At 61.9% G+C, this 18,481-nt stretch carries 17 protein-coding genes; 9 read left to right on the top strand and 8 right to left on the bottom strand.

The features are described from left to right. Positions 1–12 precede the first annotated feature (12 nt). Together recF and gyrB are read left to right on the top strand one after the other, a co-directional pair. Positions 13–1,149 carry a DNA replication/repair protein RecF gene (gene recF / locus BLV04_RS15915; RefSeq protein WP_093034268.1) on the top strand — a complete coding sequence of 379 codons (1,137 nt, stop codon included), beginning with the start codon at positions 13–15 and terminating at the stop codon, positions 1,147–1,149. Between the two features lie 226 nt (positions 1,150–1,375). Beyond that, positions 1,376–3,781 (top strand): DNA topoisomerase (ATP-hydrolyzing) subunit B, encoded by a 2,406-nt coding sequence (gene gyrB / locus BLV04_RS15910; protein ID WP_093034265.1) that lies wholly within the window; start codon positions 1,376–1,378, stop codon positions 3,779–3,781. Here gyrB and BLV04_RS15905 read toward each other — a convergent pair. From BLV04_RS15905 to glyQ, 4 genes are read right to left on the bottom strand one after another with little or no spacing between them, the layout of a single operon-like run. Then, on the bottom strand, positions 3,778–4,554 hold the full coding sequence (locus BLV04_RS15905) for a lysophospholipid acyltransferase family protein (protein ID WP_093034262.1): 777 nt from the start codon (positions 4,552–4,554) through the stop codon (positions 3,778–3,780). The genes gyrB and BLV04_RS15905 overlap by 4 nt on opposite strands. Further along, on the bottom strand, positions 4,547–5,092 hold the full coding sequence (gene gmhB, locus BLV04_RS15900) for a D-glycero-beta-D-manno-heptose 1,7-bisphosphate 7-phosphatase (RefSeq protein WP_093034259.1): 546 nt from the start codon (positions 5,090–5,092) through the stop codon (positions 4,547–4,549). Before gmhB ends, BLV04_RS15905 begins: the two co-directional genes overlap by 8 nt. A 53-nt stretch (positions 5,093–5,145) precedes the next feature. Next, positions 5,146–7,236, bottom strand: coding sequence for a glycine--tRNA ligase subunit beta (glyS, locus tag BLV04_RS15895; RefSeq protein WP_093034256.1), 2,091 nt, complete (start codon positions 7,234–7,236; stop codon positions 5,146–5,148). A 12-nt stretch (positions 7,237–7,248) separates the two neighbouring features. Then, positions 7,249–8,154 (bottom strand): glycine--tRNA ligase subunit alpha, encoded by a 906-nt coding sequence (glyQ, locus tag BLV04_RS15890; RefSeq protein ID WP_093034253.1) that lies wholly within the window; start codon positions 8,152–8,154, stop codon positions 7,249–7,251. Positions 8,155–8,407: 253 nt separating this feature from the next. Here glyQ and BLV04_RS15885 point away from each other — a divergent pair, with 253 nt between their 5' ends. The 6 genes from BLV04_RS15885 to BLV04_RS15860 all read left to right on the top strand — a co-directional run bounded on the left by BLV04_RS15885 (position 8,408) and on the right by BLV04_RS15860 (position 15,284). Next, positions 8,408–9,562 carry a cation diffusion facilitator family transporter gene (locus tag BLV04_RS15885; RefSeq protein ID WP_093034250.1) on the top strand — a complete coding sequence of 385 codons (1,155 nt, stop codon included), beginning with the start codon at positions 8,408–8,410 and terminating at the stop codon, positions 9,560–9,562. A gap of 481 nt (positions 9,563–10,043) precedes the next feature. Continuing rightward, positions 10,044–11,447, top strand: a complete 1,404-nt coding sequence (gene glnA, locus BLV04_RS15880) for a glutamate--ammonia ligase (protein WP_093034247.1) — start codon at positions 10,044–10,046, stop codon at positions 11,445–11,447. Between the two features lie 94 nt (positions 11,448–11,541). Next, complete coding sequence (locus tag BLV04_RS15875) at positions 11,542–12,060, top strand: DUF4124 domain-containing protein (protein ID WP_093034244.1); 519 nt, start codon at positions 11,542–11,544, stop codon at positions 12,058–12,060. 217 nt (positions 12,061–12,277) lie between these two features. Further along, positions 12,278–13,360, top strand: coding sequence for a nitrogen regulation protein NR(II) (gene glnL, locus BLV04_RS15870; RefSeq protein WP_093034241.1), 1,083 nt, complete (start codon positions 12,278–12,280; stop codon positions 13,358–13,360). Next, on the top strand, positions 13,353–14,813 hold the full coding sequence (gene ntrC / locus BLV04_RS15865) for a nitrogen regulation protein NR(I) (protein WP_093034238.1): 1,461 nt from the start codon (positions 13,353–13,355) through the stop codon (positions 14,811–14,813). Before glnL ends, ntrC begins: the two co-directional genes overlap by 8 nt. 87 nt (positions 14,814–14,900) lie before the next feature. Further along, complete coding sequence (locus BLV04_RS15860; RefSeq protein ID WP_342721914.1) at positions 14,901–15,284, top strand: hypothetical protein; 384 nt, start codon at positions 14,901–14,903, stop codon at positions 15,282–15,284. A gap of 83 nt (positions 15,285–15,367) precedes the next feature. On the opposite strand, the gene BLV04_RS15855 is transcribed toward BLV04_RS15860, so the two are convergent. Continuing rightward, on the bottom strand, positions 15,368–15,592 hold the full coding sequence (locus BLV04_RS15855; RefSeq protein ID WP_093034232.1) for a hypothetical protein: 225 nt from the start codon (positions 15,590–15,592) through the stop codon (positions 15,368–15,370). A 174-nt stretch (positions 15,593–15,766) separates the two neighbouring features. Here BLV04_RS15855 and BLV04_RS15850 point away from each other — a divergent pair, with 174 nt between their 5' ends. Next, entirely contained in the window at positions 15,767–16,243 is a 477-nt protein-coding gene (locus BLV04_RS15850) for a tRNA (cytidine(34)-2'-O)-methyltransferase (protein WP_093034229.1), read from the top strand. Between the two features lie 136 nt (positions 16,244–16,379). On the opposite strand, the gene BLV04_RS15845 is transcribed toward BLV04_RS15850, so the two are convergent. The 3 genes from BLV04_RS15845 to BLV04_RS15835 form a co-directional block, all read right to left on the bottom strand. Further along, complete coding sequence (locus tag BLV04_RS15845) at positions 16,380–17,408, bottom strand: NAD(P)H-dependent glycerol-3-phosphate dehydrogenase (RefSeq protein ID WP_093034350.1); 1,029 nt, start codon at positions 17,406–17,408, stop codon at positions 16,380–16,382. A gap of 8 nt (positions 17,409–17,416) precedes the next feature. Further along, a complete protein-coding gene (gene secB, locus BLV04_RS15840; protein ID WP_093034226.1) occupies positions 17,417–17,917 on the bottom strand; it encodes a protein-export chaperone SecB in 501 nt (166 codons plus the stop codon). A gap of 84 nt (positions 17,918–18,001) precedes the next feature. Then, on the bottom strand, positions 18,002–18,430 hold the full coding sequence (locus tag BLV04_RS15835) for a rhodanese-like domain-containing protein (RefSeq protein WP_093034223.1): 429 nt from the start codon (positions 18,428–18,430) through the stop codon (positions 18,002–18,004). Positions 18,431–18,481: the final 51 nt, after the last annotated feature.

The following is an 18,481-nucleotide window of genomic DNA, read 5'->3' as shown; positions in this document are numbered from 1 at the left end:
TTCTCCGAGCCGATGGACGGTTTAAATGGTTCTCGGCTTTTGACGCTTCGGATCAGGAATCTAAGAAACCTTCGGAGCGTGTATCTTGATCTTCGGGAGCAGTCGCCTCGGATCCTGATGAGTGGCGCTAATGGAGCCGGGAAGACAACGCTTCTGGAGGCGGTTTATCTTTTGGCCCGAGGCAGGAGCTTTCGGGGGCGCAAGGCGGGATCCCTGACGAGCGACGGTGAGTGCCGCACCCTGATCGAAGGGCGGTTTCGGGAGGCGGATTCCTCGAACGAATCGATGCTGGTCTTCGAACGAAGCGGTCGGGGGAGTCTGAGAAGATACAACAGTGTCGTGATGGGGTCGCTCCCGCCGAGTGACAGCCCTCTGCGGGTCAAACTTGTCGGAGAGAATCCTCAGGCTCTTTTGGAGGGGGAGCCCACGCTCAGACGCGGACTTTTGGACTGGAATGTGTTCCACGTGGAACATCAGCTTGGTCGGCTAAGGGCCGAACTCCGGCGCGTCCTTGCTCAGCGGAACGCGGCGCTTCGGCAAGGCGGTTCCCGCGCATCGTTCTGGGATCCGGCATTCGTTGACCTTTCCGACCAAATGACCGCGAAGCGCATGGACTTCGTGGAACTCTGGCGGAGTGAGTTTCGATCCTACGCGGACGCCTTTCCGTTCCTCCACGGTTCCGACCTTTTCTTCGAGCGCGGCTGGCCGAAGGATGGCGATTTGTCGGCTTCCCTAAAACGGGGGCAGAGCGCGGAGATTCTGCGCGGTCAAACGCTCGCGGGCGCACACCGAGCCGATATCAAGATCGGCCGCGATGGCTCTCCTTTGAGACTATCGCGCGGCCAGGCAAAGGTGGCCGTGTGCCTCCTTCAACTCGCCGCGGAACGGGTCCACCTTGGGAAGGGGTTGGCTCCGTCGCTATGGCTCCTCGACGACATCGATGCCGAGCTCGACGCGAGCACCGCCGAACGTCTATGGCGGTTGTTTGGAGATTCGGACGCACAGATGCTCATCGCTCGGTTGAGCTCCGAATCCGGCGGCATCGCCGAAGTGTCCGCCGGCGCAGCCACGATGTTCCACGTGGAACGTGGCACGCTGACCTCTCCTGCACTCGTCGGGCTTCCACCGCCGCCCTGGTCCTCGGCTTGACGGCAGCGGCCGTCAGGCCCCATAGCCTACCCTCCCGCCCCTGAAGCGCTTCGGCCCCGGTTCCCGTATAATGGGTCATGTTTAGGGGCAACCTTGCCCCGGCGTCGACCTACCCGACTGCGGTGCGCACCCTGCTTCCACGAAGGCGTGATGCCGCGATCGGCCAACGGTCGCGCTGCCTGCGTTTGCGAGCCCTCCCACCGATCCAGCATTTCGACCAGGCCACATGACCTACGATTCAACAAGCATCAAAGTCCTTCGCGGACTCGACGCGGTCCGTAAGCGGCCGGGCATGTATATCGGCGATACGGACGACGGTACCGGCCTCCACCACATGGTCTTCGAAGTCGTCGACAACTCCATCGATGAGGCCCTTGCCGGACATTGCGACAACATCCGCGTCATCCTTCACGGTGACGGCTCGGTGTCCGTGACCGACAACGGGCGAGGCATCCCGGTCGACATCCATTCCGAGGAACAAAGGTCTGCGGCCGAGGTGATCCTCACGGTTCTGCATGCCGGCGGGAAGTTCGACGACAACTCCTACAAGGTTTCGGGAGGGCTCCACGGTGTCGGGGTGTCGGTCGTCAACGCACTCTCCGATCGACTCTTCTTGAAGATATCGAGGGGCGGTCGCCTCTATCAGCAGGAGTACCACCTCGGGGAACCCCAGTACCCGCTTAAGCTCGTCGGAGACACCGATGCAACGGGAACGGAGATCCGCTTCTATCCATCGGACCAAACTTTTACCCATATCGAGTTCCATTACGACATCCTCGCAAAACGACTTCGCGAGCTCTCCTTCCTCAATTCCGGTGTGCGTATCGAGTTGTTCGAAGAGGCAACCGGTCGAGAGGACATCTTCGAGTATCAGGGCGGCATCCGGGCCTTCGTCGAGCACCTGAACCAAAACAAAGAGCCGATTCACCCCAGCGTGATCCACTTCACTGCCGAGCGCCAATCGGTCACGGTGGAGTTGGCGATTCAGTGGAACAATGGCTATCAAGAGACGATCTTCTGCTACACCAACACCATCCCGCAGAAAGACGGCGGCACCCACCTGGCTGGACTGCGTGCCGGGCTGACCCGGACCTTGAACGGCTATATCGAGCGAGAGGGCCTCGACCGCAACCAGAAGATCCGACCGGTCGGCGACGATGCTCGCGAAGGCTTGACCGCGGTCCTGTCCGTGAAGGTGCCGGACCCGAAGTTTTCGTCGCAGACGAAAGATAAGCTGGTCTCCTCCGAGGTGAAGGCCATCGTCGAATCGCTCGTGGTCGAGCAGTTGAATATCTTCCTCGAGGAGCAGCCGGCAGAGGCGAAGGCGGTCGCCAACAAGATGCTTGAGGCCGCGCGAGCCCGCGAGGCGGCCCGCAAGGCCCGCGAGATGACACGGCGCAAGGGCGTGCTCGATGTTGCGGGGCTGCCGGGCAAGCTTGCCGATTGCCAGGAAAAGGATCCGGCGAATTCAGAGCTGTATCTGGTCGAGGGTGACTCCGCTGGCGGTTCGGCCAAACAGGGGCGCGACCGAGCGTTTCAGGCAATTCTTCCGCTCAAGGGAAAGATCCTGAATGTCGAGAAGGCTCGTTTCGACAAGATGTTGTCCTCCGCCGAGGTCGGGACGCTGATCACCGCGTTGGGGTGCGGGATCGGGCGCGAAGAGTACAACCCGGACAATCTCCGCTATCACCGAATCATCATCATGACGGACGCCGACGTCGACGGCGCCCACATTCGAACGCTTCTGTTGACCTTCTTTTACCGTCAGATGCCGGAGCTGGTGGAACGCGGCCACATCTTTATCGCGCAGCCGCCGCTCTACAAAATCAAGAAGGGAAAGCAGGAGGAGTACCTGCTCGACGACGCGGCACTGAATCGTGCCATGCTCCAGGCCGCGCTGGACGGCGCCGATCTCCACGTCAATGCTGACACCGTGCCCTTGGCCCGTACAGCGCTCGAAACACTCGCGCGGGATTACCAGGTTTTTGTCGGGATCATCAAACGTCTATCGACTCGCTACGATGCGGTCTTTCTCGATGAACTGGCTAAGGCGCCACCGCTCGACGATGCGCTGTTGGCAGATGTCGGCGCATTCTCTGATTGGCGGCACGACATGGAGCGGCGTCTGAATCAGCTTGAGTCGCTGTCTTTGCACTACCAGCTCCGTCTGACCGATCCGACATCGCTTCGTCCGGGAGCGCTGGAATTGGTTCGTTTGATCCACGGGATTCCGGAGAGCCGCATCATCCCGTTGGATTTTTTCCACACGGCGGACTACGCGAAGATCCTGGATTACGGCCGAAAGGTCGCCGGCCTGATCGAGCCGGGCGCTTACATCGCTCGCGGCGAGCGCCGCAAGGACATCACCGAGTTGGGCGAGGGGATCCGCTGGCTGCTCGCCGAGGCGCAACGCGGGCACAGCATCCAGCGCTACAAAGGACTTGGCGAGATGAATCCCGACCAGCTCTGGGATACCACTATGAATCCGGAGACTCGGCGCCTGTTACGGGTAACCATCGAGGATGCCGTGGGTGCCGACCAGATCTTCACCACCCTGATGGGCGATCATGTCGAGCCGCGCCGGGAATTCATCGAGCGCAATGCGCTCAATGTCGAGAATCTGGACGTCTAAACTGCGCCCGGTCCGGGCAATGAGGCGACCGTCGATTCGATCCACTCTTCCGCCGCTGCGTTGATCTCGGCAGCGCTCCGACCCACGGTCGGGATGGTCGGCCCGATGACCAGGTCGATCGTCCCGGGTGTCTTGAGGATGCTGCGCCTTCCCCAGAAGAAGCCCGCATTGTGCGCGATCGGTACGACGGGCCTGCCGCTACGCTCGGCCAGGACCGCCCCGCCGATGGCGTACGGATGGCGCGAACCCGGTGCGGTACGCGTGCCTTCCGGAAAGACGATCACCCAGCGTCCGCCCTGCAGATTGCGCAGACCTTCGCGCACCAGCTCCACGATAGCTCGACGTCCCGCGGCCCGGTCGATCGGAATGCACTGCAGACGTCTCAAACCGGCTCCGAAGACGGGGATGCGCATCAACTCCTGTTTCAAGACCCAGCTCTGTCGAATCGGCAGTACTGCCCTCAGTGCGAGGATGTCCCATGCCGACTGATGCTTGCTCAGAACAATCGCGTTCTCCACAGGCAACCTTTCCAGTCCACTGACGCGGCAGCGCAGTCCGCAGATCCATTTCAATGCCGCTAGATTGAGCTTTGCCCAACTTTGCGCCAGACGATCGAGACTTTCGTCCGATGCTATGGGACCGACGACAAGAAGAAGGGTGGAGTAGACGAGGGCCGATCCGACCAGAACGACTTGGTACAACAGCGAACGGGCCAGGATCACCCCACGAATCAGACCCGCATTCAACCTCTCCCGAAATATGGTTCTATCCATGGAGGAGTGCGTCGGCGACCGACGCGAGGTCGGCATAGACGGGGACTCCGGCAAGGTCGGGGGATCCGCTCGCCAGCGTATCTTCCCCTTTCCCCGTGCAAACCATCCATGGATCGGCCCCGGCAGCCCTCGCTGCGACGATGTCGCCGAGCGAGTCGCCAACAAAGGGTACGCCAGCGAGATTCACCGAGAGTCGCCTCCCGATCTCCTCAAGCATGCCGGGTTTGGGTTTGCGGCAGCCGCAACCGTCATCGGGTCCATGCGGACAATAGACGATCATCTCGATCCTCCCTCCCTGCTCGGCCAAGAGATCCCGAAGCTTGCGGTGCATGGAATCGAGGTCCGCCGGTGTCAGCAGGCCGCGCGCCAACCCCGACTGATTCGTCGCGACGGCAACCCGATACCCTGCGTGGGAGAGGCGCACGATCGCATCGATACTGCCCGGCAAAGGGATCCACTCGTCGATGGATTTGATGAAATGCTCCGTATCCTCGTTGATGACACCGTCACGATCCAGAATTACGACCCGATCAACCATGACTTCCGCCCTCGCACACCAAGAAACATCCGCCTATCGAGTTGACCCATCGATCATTCTTGGAGACGGGAAATATCCGCAACCAGCAGGAACAGTCCAGCCAGGGAACGGAGCAGCCCGATGCGGTTCTTGCGGATATTCGGATCCTCCACCATCACCATGACCTGGTCGAAAAAGGCTTCGAGATCGGTTTCGAGGTCGGATAGAAGACTCAAGACCCCGACATAGTCACGGGCGTTGGCGAGGGGCATAACCCGCGAGGACAGTTCATCGACTTGAGCGGCAAGACGGATCTCGGCAGGCTCTTTGAGCAGCTCCCCATTGGCTTCGGGACACACCGAGCCAGCAACGATGTCGATCCCCGCCTTGCTCAAAATGTTGCGGATACGTTTGTTTGCCGCTGCAAGGGACGCGGATCCGCTCATCGATCTGAAGGCCGTCACGGCCGCCAGACGCGCATCGAGATCGGCCGGTATGGTCACTCCTGTCTGGAGGACCGCCTCGATCGTATCGGCGGAGACACCACGCTCATGGTAGTAGCCGCGCAAACGATCGAGCACATAGGCCAGGGCTGCAGCCTCGACATCCTTGCTCAAGAGTCCTGCCGGGTAGGCGGATGCCGCCAAAGCGATCAGCGCGCGCAGGTCGAGCTCCAACGGGGTCTCGATCAGGATACGCAGTACGCCGATCGACGCACGTCGCAGACCGTAAGGGTCCTTGGCGCCTGTGGGACGCAGCCCGATACCGAAGATCCCGACCAGCGTATCGATCCGATCAGCGATCGCCAAGACCCTTCCGCACGGACTTGAGGGAAGGATATCGCCTGCGAACCTCGGCAGATACTGCTCTTCCATTGCAGCACAGACACAGGGATCTTCTTTCGCGTGCACGGCGTAATAGCGCCCCATCGTCCCCTGAAGGCCGGGAAACTCGTAGACCATCGAGGTGACCAGGTCGCAGCGCGAGAGCCGCGCGGCGCGGGCAGCGAGATCCGGATCAACACCGATCGAAGACGCCAGATCGCCTGCCAGACTTGCCACTCTGGCGCTCTTCTCGGCGACGGTGCCGAGCCGATCCTGGAAGACGACGGTCTCGAGGCGCTCGGCGTATCCTTCCAACGGCTGCTTGAGATCCTGGGCCCAAAAAAAAGCTGCATCCGCGAAACGAGGACGGATCACGCGTTCGTTGCCGGCACGGACCTGATCCGGATCTCGGCTCTCGATGTTGGCGACCGTGATGAAGGATGCCTGCAAGGCCCCCGAGGCGTCTTCGACCGGGAAGTATTTCTGGTTCGAGCGCATCGTCTCGATCAGAACCTCGGGAGGAATGGCGAGATACGCCGCGTCGAAGCGGCCCAGGATCGCCTTTGGCCATTCCACCAAGGCCGTGACCTCGTCGAGCAGGGCGTCATCGACCCGTGCGCGCAGCCCATTCGCCGAAGCCAGCGCCTCGACCTGGCTGCGAACCAGGTCGCGCCGCCGCTTGAAATCCGGTTCGACGGACCCGCACGAACGCAGCAGCTCGGCGTATTCCGTCGCTTCGGGTACGTTGAGCGGCTCAGGGTGATGGAAGCGATGTCCGTGTGTGTGGCGACCGGCCTCGGTGCCCAGGATGCGGCCCGGTATCGCCTCGGTCCCCAGGAGCAAGCAGACCCAATGAACCGGACGCACGAACTCTTCCGAGCCCTCGCCCCAGCGCATCCGTTTTGGAATGGGAAGACGGGCCAGTGCGGCGTCGGTCAACTCCGGCACCAGCGAGGCCGTGAGCGCGCCGGGCACCGTGCTTCGAAATGCCAGCCATTCGCCCTTGTCCGTGACCTCGCGAGCAAGTGCATCGACCGGCACCCCGCAAGACCCGGCGAAACCCAAAGCAGCCTTGGTCGGCTGGCCGTCGGGTGCGAACGCGGACCCAACGGCAGGTCCGCGCCGCAGAATTTCCCGATCCGGTTGCCGGGTCAGGATGCCGCGTACCAAAAGGGCCAATCGACGTGGCGAGGCGAAGGGCTCGATCGTCTCGAAGCCGATGCCGGCGTCGTCGAGTCGCTCGCGAAAACCTGCGACAAAGGCGTGCGAGAGCGCGAGCAAGGCGGTCGGAGGGAGCTCTTCGGTTCCGATCTCGACCAGAAGGTTACTGGTTGCGTCCACAGTCGTCTCCCGTTAGCGGGTCAGCATCGGGAAGCCGAGGGCCTCCCGGCGGTCGTAATAAGCCTGGGCGACGGCTCGCGAAAGGGTGCGTACCCGCAGGATGAAGCGCTGCCGCTCGGTAACCGAGATCGCGCCGCGCGCATCGAGCAGGTTGAAGGTGTGCGATGCCTTCAAGACCTGCTCGTAGGCCGGCAGCGGAAGGCCCTTCTCGACCATGGCGGCACTGGCCGCCTCGCAGGTGTCGAACTGTCTGAACAAGGCATCGACGTCGGCATGCTCGAAGTTGTAGGCGGACTGCTCGACCTCGTTCTGATGATACACATCGCCGTAGGTGACGACGCCCGCCGGGGTCTGGCTCCAAATCAGGTCGTAGACGCTCTCGACACCTTGCAGGTACATGGCAATCCGTTCGAGGCCATAGGTGATCTCGCCGGTCACCGGACGACAATCGAGTCCACCCACCTGCTGGAAATAGGTGAACTGGGTCACCTCCATCCCGTTGAGCCAAACCTCCCAGCCGAGCCCCCAGGCACCCAAGGTCGGGGATTCCCAGTTGTCTTCGACGAATCGGATATCATGCACCAGCGGATCGATCCCGAGACGGCGCAGCGAGTCGAGGTAAAGATCCTGGATCTCGAGCGGCGAAGGTTTCAGGACGACCTGGTATTGGTAGTAATGCTGCAGGCGATTCGGATTCTCGCCGTACCGCCCGTCGGTCGGACGACGCGAGGGCTGGACATAGGCGCTGCGCCAAGGCTCGGGGCCGATGGATCGCAGAAAGGTCGCCGGATGGAAGGTTCCCGCGCCCACCTCCATGTCGAGTGGCTGAAGGATGACGCATCCCTGCTCGGCCCAGTAACGCTCGAGGGCAAAAACGAGGCCCTGAAAGGTCGAGACATCCTCGCGATCGAGACTCAAGATCGTACTCCTTCGGCCCAGTGTTGGCGGAAATCAGGCAGTATAGCGCCGATCGGCGACGATCGGCGAGGTCGCGGCAACGTTGCAAAGATCGCCGACGGGGTCCGATCGGCGCGGCCGATCCGGGGGGATCGTCTCGCCGCGGCCGCCGGTCCGCGCAAATCGCGGCATCGCCTGGTACCCTAGTGCGATCGACCCCGCGAAATCCTCGGCCCCGAGCCGGCCTCCAAACGCAACCTTGATTCTCCCCGCCATGCTCACGCCCAAAGACGCGTCAGCCGAACGCCGCCACGCCGTGACACATACGGCCGTCGTCGGGGCGGCGATCAATCTCGTGCTGTCAGTCGTGAAGATCATCGCAGGGGTCTTCGGACACTCTCAAGCGCTCGTTGCCGACGGGATCCATTCGCTCTCGGATCTGTTCTCCGACCTGTTGGTCCTGTTGGCCGGCCGCCGCGCCAGTCAAGGACCCGATCATGATCATCCGTACGGGCACGCCCGGTACGAAACGGTAGCAACCCTTCTTCTGGGTTTACTGCTGATCGCCGTGGCCTTCGGCATTGCCTGGGATTCCATCGAGCGGTTGTTTCAGCCGGCAGCCTTGCTCCAGCCGGAGCCGTTGACCCTGCTCGCGGCCTTGGCATCGATCCTGGTCAAGGAATGGCTTTACTGGTGGACGCTCGGCTATGCCAAGCGCGTCAAGTCGGATCTGCTGCGCGCCAATGCTTGGCACCATCGGACGGATGCCGTGTCCTCGGTGGTCGTCCTGGTCGGGATTGCCGGGACCATGGCCGGCCTAGCCTATCTGGACGCGATCGCGGCGGTCGTGGTCGCGATCATGATCGCAAAGATCGGTTGGGAGCTGGGTTGGGAGGCCATCAACGAATTGGTCGATACCGGGCTGGAAACCGAGCGGCTGAAAGAGGTCAAGGAGACCATTCGATCGGTCGGAGGCGTGCGTGACATTCACATGCTGCGTACGCGCCGCTATGCCGGGCTGGTCTCGGCCGACGTCCATGTCCTGGTCGATCCTCTCGTCAGCGTCTCCGAAGGGCACATGATCAGCCTTTTGGTGGAGCATCGACTCAAGCGCGAGATCGACGAGATCACCGATGTGACCGTGCATATCGATCCCGAAGACGACGATCGGTTTCCTCCTCCAGTCGGGCTCCCGTTGAGGGCCGAAGCGATGGCCCGCCTCGCTTCGCTCTGGTCGGCGATTCCGGAGGCGAACGAGCGTGAGCGGATCGTCTTCCATTACATCCGAGGTCAGATCGACGTCGAGGTCTATTTTCCGCTGGCCGCGTGCCGGCGACAGGGCGCGGATGCGGTCTCGCTGCGCGAGCGGCTCGCCGCAGCGATCACGGACGATCCGGTGTTCCGAGATGTGCGAATCCTGTTCGGGTAGTGGCCGCACCATCTCGGGGCATTGCTACCCGATGAGCCTCATTGAGGTGCAAACATGCCGGAGCAGGCGGCGGATCCTCTTGTCGCCTGTGTCTCATCGTCTGGTCTCGGGCTGCTGCGATCAACCAGCGGCCCTTGTCGCGCTTAAAATCCCCCCATTAAAACAAAGTATTGAGATCAATTCGGACCGATAGCTGCGCACCGATCCAGCCAGGGGGAGACCCCGAACGATGTTTTGGCTCGGTAGATGCTAGACGGCCCCGAGGTGATCGACAGCGCCGGTTGTCCCCGGTGTCGTCTTCGACGCGGAGGACATCCATCCAGACCGAATCACCGCGACGCGCCGACCCATCGCGAGTCGTGCAGCCTGAAGGGCGACCTGCTAGGCTCCGAGCCGCCTCGGTGCGCCCGAAGGCGACAGAACGACCATGACGTCGTCCGGCCATGTTTCCCCAGAACCTACAGCAGCGGAGAAATCCCAAATGACAGACGTGATCAAAATGATCAAGGACAACGACGTGAAGTTCGTCGACCTTCGCTTCACCGACACACGCGGCAAGGAGCAGCACGTCTCCATGCCATCCCGGGTGGTTGACGAAGACCTTTTCCGGGACGGCAAGATGTTCGACGGCTCCTCGATCGCGGGCTGGAAGGGAATCGAGGCGTCGGACATGGTCCTGATGCCGGAACCCTCCACCGCCGTCATGGATCCCTTCACGGACGAGAACACCCTGATCATCCGCTGCGATATCTTGGAGCCCGACACCATGACCGGGTACGAGCGCGACCCGCGCTCCCTGGGCAAGCGTGCCGAGGCCTACCTGAAGTCGACGGGAATCGCCGACACGGCTTACTTCGGTCCGGAGCCCGAGTTCTTCATCCTGGACGATGTGCGCTGGGGTGCGGACATGAGCGGCGCCTTCTACAAGATCGATTCCGAAGAGGCCGGCTGGAACTCGGAGCGCGTCTTCGCCGACGGCAACATGGGGCATCGCCCGAGCACGAAAGGCGGCTACTTCCCTGTTCAGCCGGTTGATTCGCTCAACGATATTCGCGCAGCCATGTGCCTGACGCTCGAAGAAATGGGTGTGCCGGTCGAGGTGCATCACCATGAGGTCGCAACCGCGGGCCAATGCGAGATCGGCACCCAGTTCGATACGCTTGTTGCGCGCGCAGACAAAAACCAGATCACCAAGTACGTCGTTCAAAACGTTGCTCATGCCTACGGCAAGACGGCGACCTTCATGCCCAAGCCCCTGGTCGGCGACAACGGCAGCGGCATGCACGTCCATCAGTCGCTGAGCAAAGACGGCCAGAACATCTTCGCCGGCGACAAATACGCTGGCTTGTCCGACACCGCACTCTATTACATCGGCGGTATCATCAAGCACGCCCGCTCTCTCAATGCTTTGACCAACCCCTCCACCAACTCGTACAAGCGTTTGGTGCCCGGCTTCGAAGCCCCCGTGATGCTCGCCTATTCGGCGCGCAACCGCTCCGCCTCCGTGCGAATTCCCTATGTCGCCAGTCCCAAGGGCCGCCGTATCGAGGTCCGTTTCCCGGATTCGACCTGCAACCCCTATCTGGCTTTCGCTGCGATGATGATGGCGGGTCTGGACGGCATCCAGAACAAGATCCATCCGGGCGATGCCATGGATAAGGATCTCTACGATTTACCGCGCGAAGAGGCCAAATCCATCCCGACGGTCTGCCACTCGCTGGATATGGCCTTGGAATACTTGGACAATGATAGGGAATACCTCACCGCCGGCGGCGTCTTCACCGACGATCTGATCGATGCGTACATCGCTCTGAAGATGGGAGAAGTCACTCGCATCCGTATGACCACGCATCCGGTCGAGTTCGACATGTATTACAGTCTCTAAACCCGAGCTGTTTTCGGGCGCGTAGACGAGGCCCCGCAAGGGGCTTCTTTCGTTTCCGGTTGAGCCCGAAATCCGGGTCGACTATTCTTCTGGCATGATCAAATACTTGTTCGTCGTCCTCGTTTTTTTCGCGCCCCAGGGGTCTAGCGCGGAGATCTTTCGGTGGGTCGACGCCGACGGACGCACCCATTTCTCGGATCGACGACCTCCGGATGCGGCGGTACAGCGCGTTGTTCCCGATACCGGTCCAGCTGGCGATTCCGCCCCGAAGGGTGCCGCCCCGGCGGGCGATGAGCCGTTTCTCGGACCCTACGCGGCCTTCGATATCCTGGCACCGACCACGGGAGCTGTCCTGATTCAGCCGACCGATATACTCGACGTCCAGCTGCTGTTGGAGCCGCCGTTGCTCGACGGGCATCGTCTCGATCTCGTACTCGACGACCGTGCGGTCGCCATCGAGGCGGGATCGACAGGATTTCAAATCCAGGGCGTCGGCTTCCAAGCGCACCGCATCCAAGCGCGCGTGCTGAATGCGCTCGGCACTGTCGTCGCGTCGACCCAGTTGCTCGATGTCGAGCTGCGCCAATCCGCTCCCCCCGGGGCTTTGCCCTAAGCTCGCGTTATTGCACGGGCTTTCCCGATCGGCTCAGGCCGATCTGCGATGGTATGAGTTTCGCATGTCGTCGGTGTCGATATGCCGGCCCGAGTCCGCGTATCGCGCCGTTCGTCTGCGTAAAGCCTCGCGCAGCCCGATCGTCGACGTCAAACCCTCCGTCTTCGCGTGCGCCCTCGGTCACGCGCGAGCTTGTCAGCCGTTCGGATGAGAAATCATGAGTATTCAGCCAGCCCCGAAGCCGGCCCTAGAGCGGACGATTCTCGATCACCTGAACACGGCTGTCCTCTTGTTCGACAAGGACTTACGTCTCCTTTACCTCAATCCGGCGGCCGAGATGCTCTTCGAGATCAGTGCCAGACATATGATCGGACACCATGCTCTAAACCTGCTTCCCTGCCCCGACCACCAAGTTGAGGAACGTCTGAAAGCTGCCTTGGAGTCGCGCCATCCCTTCACTGAGCGAGAGATCAATGTCGTTGCGGGTGACGGGCGCACCAAGACGGTGAACTGCACCGTCCTACCGCTGCACCATTTCGATGCGCACGATCAAGTGCTCGTAGAGCTCGCGCAGGTCGACCGTCAACTTCGGATCACCCGCGAGGAACATCTGCTTTCTCAGCACCAGGCAACCCAGGCATTGATCCGCGGTTTAGCGCACGAAATCAAGAACCCTCTCGGCGGACTGCGCGGTGCCGCGCAGTTGCTTGAGCAGGAGCTTCCCGACCCGGGTTTGCGTGAATACACGCGAATCATCATCGACGAGGCCGACCGGCTCCAGGACCTCGTCAACCGTATGGTCGGCCCCAGTCGCTTACCGCGCCGTGCCTCGGTCAATATCCACAATGTCCTCGAGCATGTCCGTGGGCTTATCCTCGCGGAGTCGCCGACGGGTCCGCGCGTGCAGCGTGACTATGACCCGAGTATCCCGGATTTCATGGCCGATCAGGACCGCTTGATTCAGGCCTTCCTAAACCTGGCTCGCAACGCCGCCGCCGCCGCAGGAGTGACCGGACGCATCGAGCTGCGCACGCGCGTCCTACGGCAATTCACGATCGGAAACCGACGTCATCGCCTTGTGCTGCAGGCCCAAATCCGTGATAACGGACCCGGAATCCCGCAGGAGATCGAGGATCGAATCTTCTTTCCGATGGTATCGGGCCACCAAGGCGGTACCGGGCTGGGCCTACCCATTGCCCAGGAGCTCATCAATCAACATGGAGGCCTCATCGAGTGCGAGAGTCGGCCCGGCGAGACCACGTTTTACGTCTATCTGCCGTTGGAGACGGCCTATGAATAATCGCGAGCCCAAGGTCTGGGTCATCGACGACGACAGGTCGATCCGGTGGGTGCTCGAGCGGGCGTTGCGCAAGGCCGAAATGCATGTGACCTGTTTCTCAAACGGGGTCGGGGTCATGGAGGCGCTTCAGCGCGAGCAGCCCGATGTCATCCTGACAGATATCCGCATGCCCGGGATCGACGGGTTGGATCTTCTGCGACAGGTCTCGGCCCGCTATCCCGGGCTACCCGTGATCATCATGACCGCACATTCCGACCTGGACAGCGCAGTGTCGGCCTTCCATGGCGGTGCCTTCGAATATCTGCCCAAACCATTCGACCTCGACGAGGCTGTCGGACAGGTCAACCGGGCTTGCCGGCGCGGTCGCGACGAGCGGCCCGAAGAGATCGTGATGACCAAGGCGCCGGATATCATCGGCGAGGCCCCTGCCATGCAGGAGGTCTTTCGGGCGATCGGCCGACTTGCGCGCTCCAACATCACGGTTCTGATCAACGGCGAATCCGGAACCGGGAAAGAGTTGGTTGCACGCGCCCTGCACCGCCACAGTCCGCGCAGCGATCGACCCTTCATCGCCCTGAACATGGCCGCAATCCCGAGGGATCTCCTGGAATCGGAGCTGTTCGGTCACGAGCGCGGCTCCTTTACGGGGGCCCAGAGTCGCCGTGAGGGGCGATTCGAGCAGGCCGACGGGGGAACCTTGTTCCTCGACGAGATCGGCGATATGCCCGCCGAGCTTCAAACTCGACTCCTGCGTGTACTCGCCGACGGCGAGTTCTACCGTGTCGGCGGCGTTGCCCCGACGCGGGTGGACGTGCGGATCATCGCGGCGACACACCAAAACCTCGAAGACTTGGTTCGGCACGGCCGTTTTCGCGAAGACTTGTTCCATCGTCTCAACGTCATCCGGATTCATCTCCCCGCGCTGCGCAATCGGCGCGAAGACGTCCCCGTATTGATGCGGCACTTCCTTGCCCAAGCGGCCCTGGAGCTGACGTGCGAGCCGAAGGTGCTCGCGCCGAGCGCGATCGAGCATCTGAAACGGCTCGATTGGCCCGGTAATGTTCGCCAGCTCGAAAACACCGCCCGCTGGGTCACGGTCATGGCCTCGGGCAAAGAGATTCACGCTGAGGATCTCCCGCCCGAGCTCAACGCCTCGTTTTCCGAGCCGGTTCGCGACGAGCCGTGGGAGACCGTGTTTCGCCGCTGGGTGCGTCAGAGCCTCAAACAGGGCCAGGGTGCCTTGCTGGACACGGCCATGCCGGTGTTCGAGCAAATTCTTATCCAGACCGCCTTGGAGCATACCGGCGGGCGTCGCCAGGAGGCCGCGCGGCTCCTCGGCTGGGGACGCAACACCCTGACCCGCAAGATCAAGGAGCTGCAGCTGGACATCGAGATCGACCCGGAGGAGCCCTCGGCGGATGAGGATTCGGTACGGAGCCCCCAAATCGGATAGGCGGAACGAGGACACGCCCGGCGGTCATCGCTCCGCTGAATCCACTGTTGGTAGCGAATGACAGATTCGGAGAATGACTTGGACAGTATGAGTATCGACCTGAAGGGCTCGGAGATCTCGTCGATCGATCTGGAGGGCGGACGCCTGAGCCTACGTTTCTCGCGGGCCTATCTCGTCAAGACGATGACTGGGTCGAGCGAACGGACACGCTGGCAGCAGGCAGGGGATTTAGTGATCGACGGGGTCGAGGAAACCTCGACGATTCCGAGCGGCCCGCTTGTCTGCGGAGGAGGCGACATCGAAGAAAACATCTTCACCTATCGCGACATGATCCCGATCCCGCTCGAGAGTCGAGGACACGCGCGGTGTGTGCTGAAGTTCGAGGGGGTTGCGGATCCGTTTGTTGCTCAGGGAAGGGCGATCAGGCTGGATATGCGCGAAACACCCAAATACATCGAGCACTTACGCTGATCTGCGTTTCGCGGAGAGCCTTTTCGTTGTGAGCCGCGTCCGAGATTCCGGACGCGAGCTCCAGCACTGCCGTGCGGACCTGATCAGTTGCGCGCCGAGCCGACGATCTCATGGGCAATGTCTACGACACGGTTTGCCATATCCTGGTATTCCTGCCGATAGTTGACGAGCAAGCCGTCCGTCGCCGCCCAGTAATCCTTGCCCGAAACGCCGTGCTCATGCTCGTAGTCGATGAACTGCTTCTGCATCCCGAGCATCTTCTCGATCAACTCCTGCTTTTCCTTCTTCAGCGCGGCGATATCGCTCATGTCGGTGTCCTCATAGGGTTTTTGGCCGCCCTGGAGCGGCGGAGTTAGAACTTTCACAAACCTTAATATAGCATGCAGCGAGATGTCTCGGTCAACCGCCGAACCTGTTCATGGGTCGATCGATTCCGACCGCGGCCAACCTGCTCGCCCACACCCGACCCACCTGGATCAGCGATGTTCGATGTCATCCTCTACGAGCCCGAGATCCCGCCCAATACCGGCAATGTCATGCGGCTCTGTGCGAACAGCGGTATGCGACTCAATCTGATCGAGCCTCTCGGGTTCGTGCTGGAGGATCGTCTGCTCAGGCGTGCCGGGCTCGATTATCGCGAATGGGCGGAGGTTCAGGTTCATCCCACGATGGAAGCCTGCCTTGGGGCGATCCGACCGCGGCGGCTCTTCGCACTCACGACCCGAGGCTCGACCGCCTATACGACGCCGCACTACGAAGCCGGCGACGCCTTTCTGTTCGGTCCGGAGACGCGAGGTCTACCGCAAGCCCTGCTCGACACCCTCCCGCCCGAGCGATGCCTTTACATTCCGATGCGTCCGGGAAATCGCAGCCTCAATCTCTCCAACGCCGTTGCGGTCGTCGCTTTCGAGGCTTGGCGTCAAACCGGGTTCGAAGGGGTTGTCGCGCGGCGGGAGTAAGCCGCGCCCGGGCAGGCGCGGTTGAAACGATCGATCAAGGATGTCGTTCTTGCATCCAATGCGCACCTGGCGATGGCCGTTTATCGAGACGACGCCTGTCACTCCTCGCAACAAAGCCGATCACGCCGAACGCGGTTCAGCCGAACTCCGCCTTCGGCTCGCGCTCTAGCAAGGCTCGCGTCGCGCCTTCGGGCGAGACGCCTTCGTAGAGAACTCGGTAGACCTGCTCGCTGATCGGCATCTCGATGCCCAAACGGGATGCGAGCCGATACATGGCGAGCGCGGTCACGACACCTTCGACCTCTTGGCCGATTTTGGCCTGTGCATCCGCCAAGCTTGCCCCGGCAGCGAGCGCAAGGCCCATCCGCCGATTTCGCGACTGGTTGTCCGTGCAGGTCAGGACCAGATCGCCGATGCCTGCGAGACCCATGAAGGTCTCCTTGCGGCCGCCCAAGGCGGTGCCGACCCGAATCAGCTCGGCAAGCCCTCGCGTAATAAGTGCGGCGCGGGTATTGGCGCCGAACCCGAGACCGTCCGCGATCCCGGTGGCGATCGCGAGCACGTTCTTGGCGGCTCCGCACACCTCGACACCGATCATGTCCGAGCTCGTATAGGCGCGAAACCGCTCCCCGTGCAGAAGCCATGCAATCCGCTCGGCAAACGCGGCATCGGCCGAGGCGACCGTCACGGCGGTCGGGAGTCCGTGCGCGACCTCCTGAGCAAAGCTGGGTCCGGACACCACCGCGAGTGCGCGGGTGCCGAGGCTCTCCTGCGCAACGGCGTGGAGCAGCTCCCCGCTTGCCGGATCGAGGCCCTTGGTCGCCCAAGCGACGCCGATCGCAGCGGGAAGTTGCCGCGCGATTTGTTCCGCCACGCGCCGAAACGCGTGACTCGGAACCACGATCAGGCAGTCGCTTGCCCCGGCAAGCGCCTCGTCGAGGGACGCAGTCGCAGACAGACTGTCGGGCAGCGGGACCCCCGGCAGGAAGAGGCGGTTCTCGCCGTCGCGACGCAAGGCATCGATCTGCTCGATCTCGTGACCCCACAGCCGCACGCGGTGCCCGTTACGGCACAGCAGGATGGCGAGCGCCGTTCCCCAGGATCCGGCACCCAGAACCGCGATTGCGGCCTTCGTGGAATCGGCCTGTAGGGTATCGGCCGGCATGGTCGCGCTCAATGCTGACTCGGCTGCTCTGTCGCTTCGCCCTTGGCGCGCTGCATCGCCTCCTGTTGATGCTGCGCAAAGAGCGCGTCGAAATTGACATGTTGGAGTACGAGCTGCGGGAAGCTGCCCTTGGACACGAGATCGGAGACGACCTCGCGGGCGTAAGGGAAGAGCAGATTGGGACAGTAGGCACCGACCATGGCGCCCATTTCCTGCTCGGCAAAACCGGCGATGCCGAAGATCCCCGCTTGCTGGACCTCGACGATAAAGGCCGTCTTATCCCCGAGCTGTGCAGAGACGGTCACGGAGAGCACGACCTCGAAAAGGTCATCTTGGATCCGATTGACCTTGGTGCTGACATTGAGCTCGTGCGTGGGCTTCCACTCGCCGCGGAAGATGTCCGGAGCATTGGGAGATTCGAATGACGCGTCTTTGACGTAGACTCGTTGGACGGAGAACTGTCGCTCCGATTGGGTGCGGGGGTCGTTGCTTTGCGCGTTCTCGGCCATGTTGTGGTTCCTTATCGAAGACTGGATCGAAGGTCAGGGGGGAGGACCGGCGCCGGTGATCCGGGCACCGGAACGGCGTGCAGCTCAGCGTTTCTTGCGTGTGAGCGGAAGGCTCGCGGCTTCCCACGCCATGATTCCGCCGTGCAGGTTGAAGACCTGTTCGAACCCTTCCTTTCTTAGCTGGCTGCAGGCCATCGCCGACTGGGCACCGGACCGGCAGTTGATGATGATCGGCTTGGCCTTGTGTTTGGTCAGCGTGGCGATCTGGTTCTTGAACCCGTTCATCGGGATATTGATCGCGTTGATGATGTGGCCCTTTGCAAAATCGGCCGCCGGGCGAACATCGATGACCACCGCGTCCTGGTGGTTGATCATCTCGGTCGCCGCCAAAGGCTCGACGCTGCCTTTACCACCCACGATGATGTTGTGGGTCAGCAAGCCCAAGATGACGAACAAGGCCACGAAGAGGTACCAGTGGCTTCCGACGAACTCCACGATTTGGTCTAACAGCATCGCTCTGCGATCTCGTTGATTGGGCAGGACTTCGGGAACGCCGCGACCGGG

Origin of the sequence: Thiocapsa roseopersicina, assembly GCF_900106925.1 — a bacterium.
GTDB lineage: Bacteria > Pseudomonadota > Gammaproteobacteria > Chromatiales > Chromatiaceae > Thiocapsa > Thiocapsa roseopersicina.
Note: the sequence above shows the minus strand (reverse complement) of the source record. Positions and strands in the feature narration are given on the sequence as shown.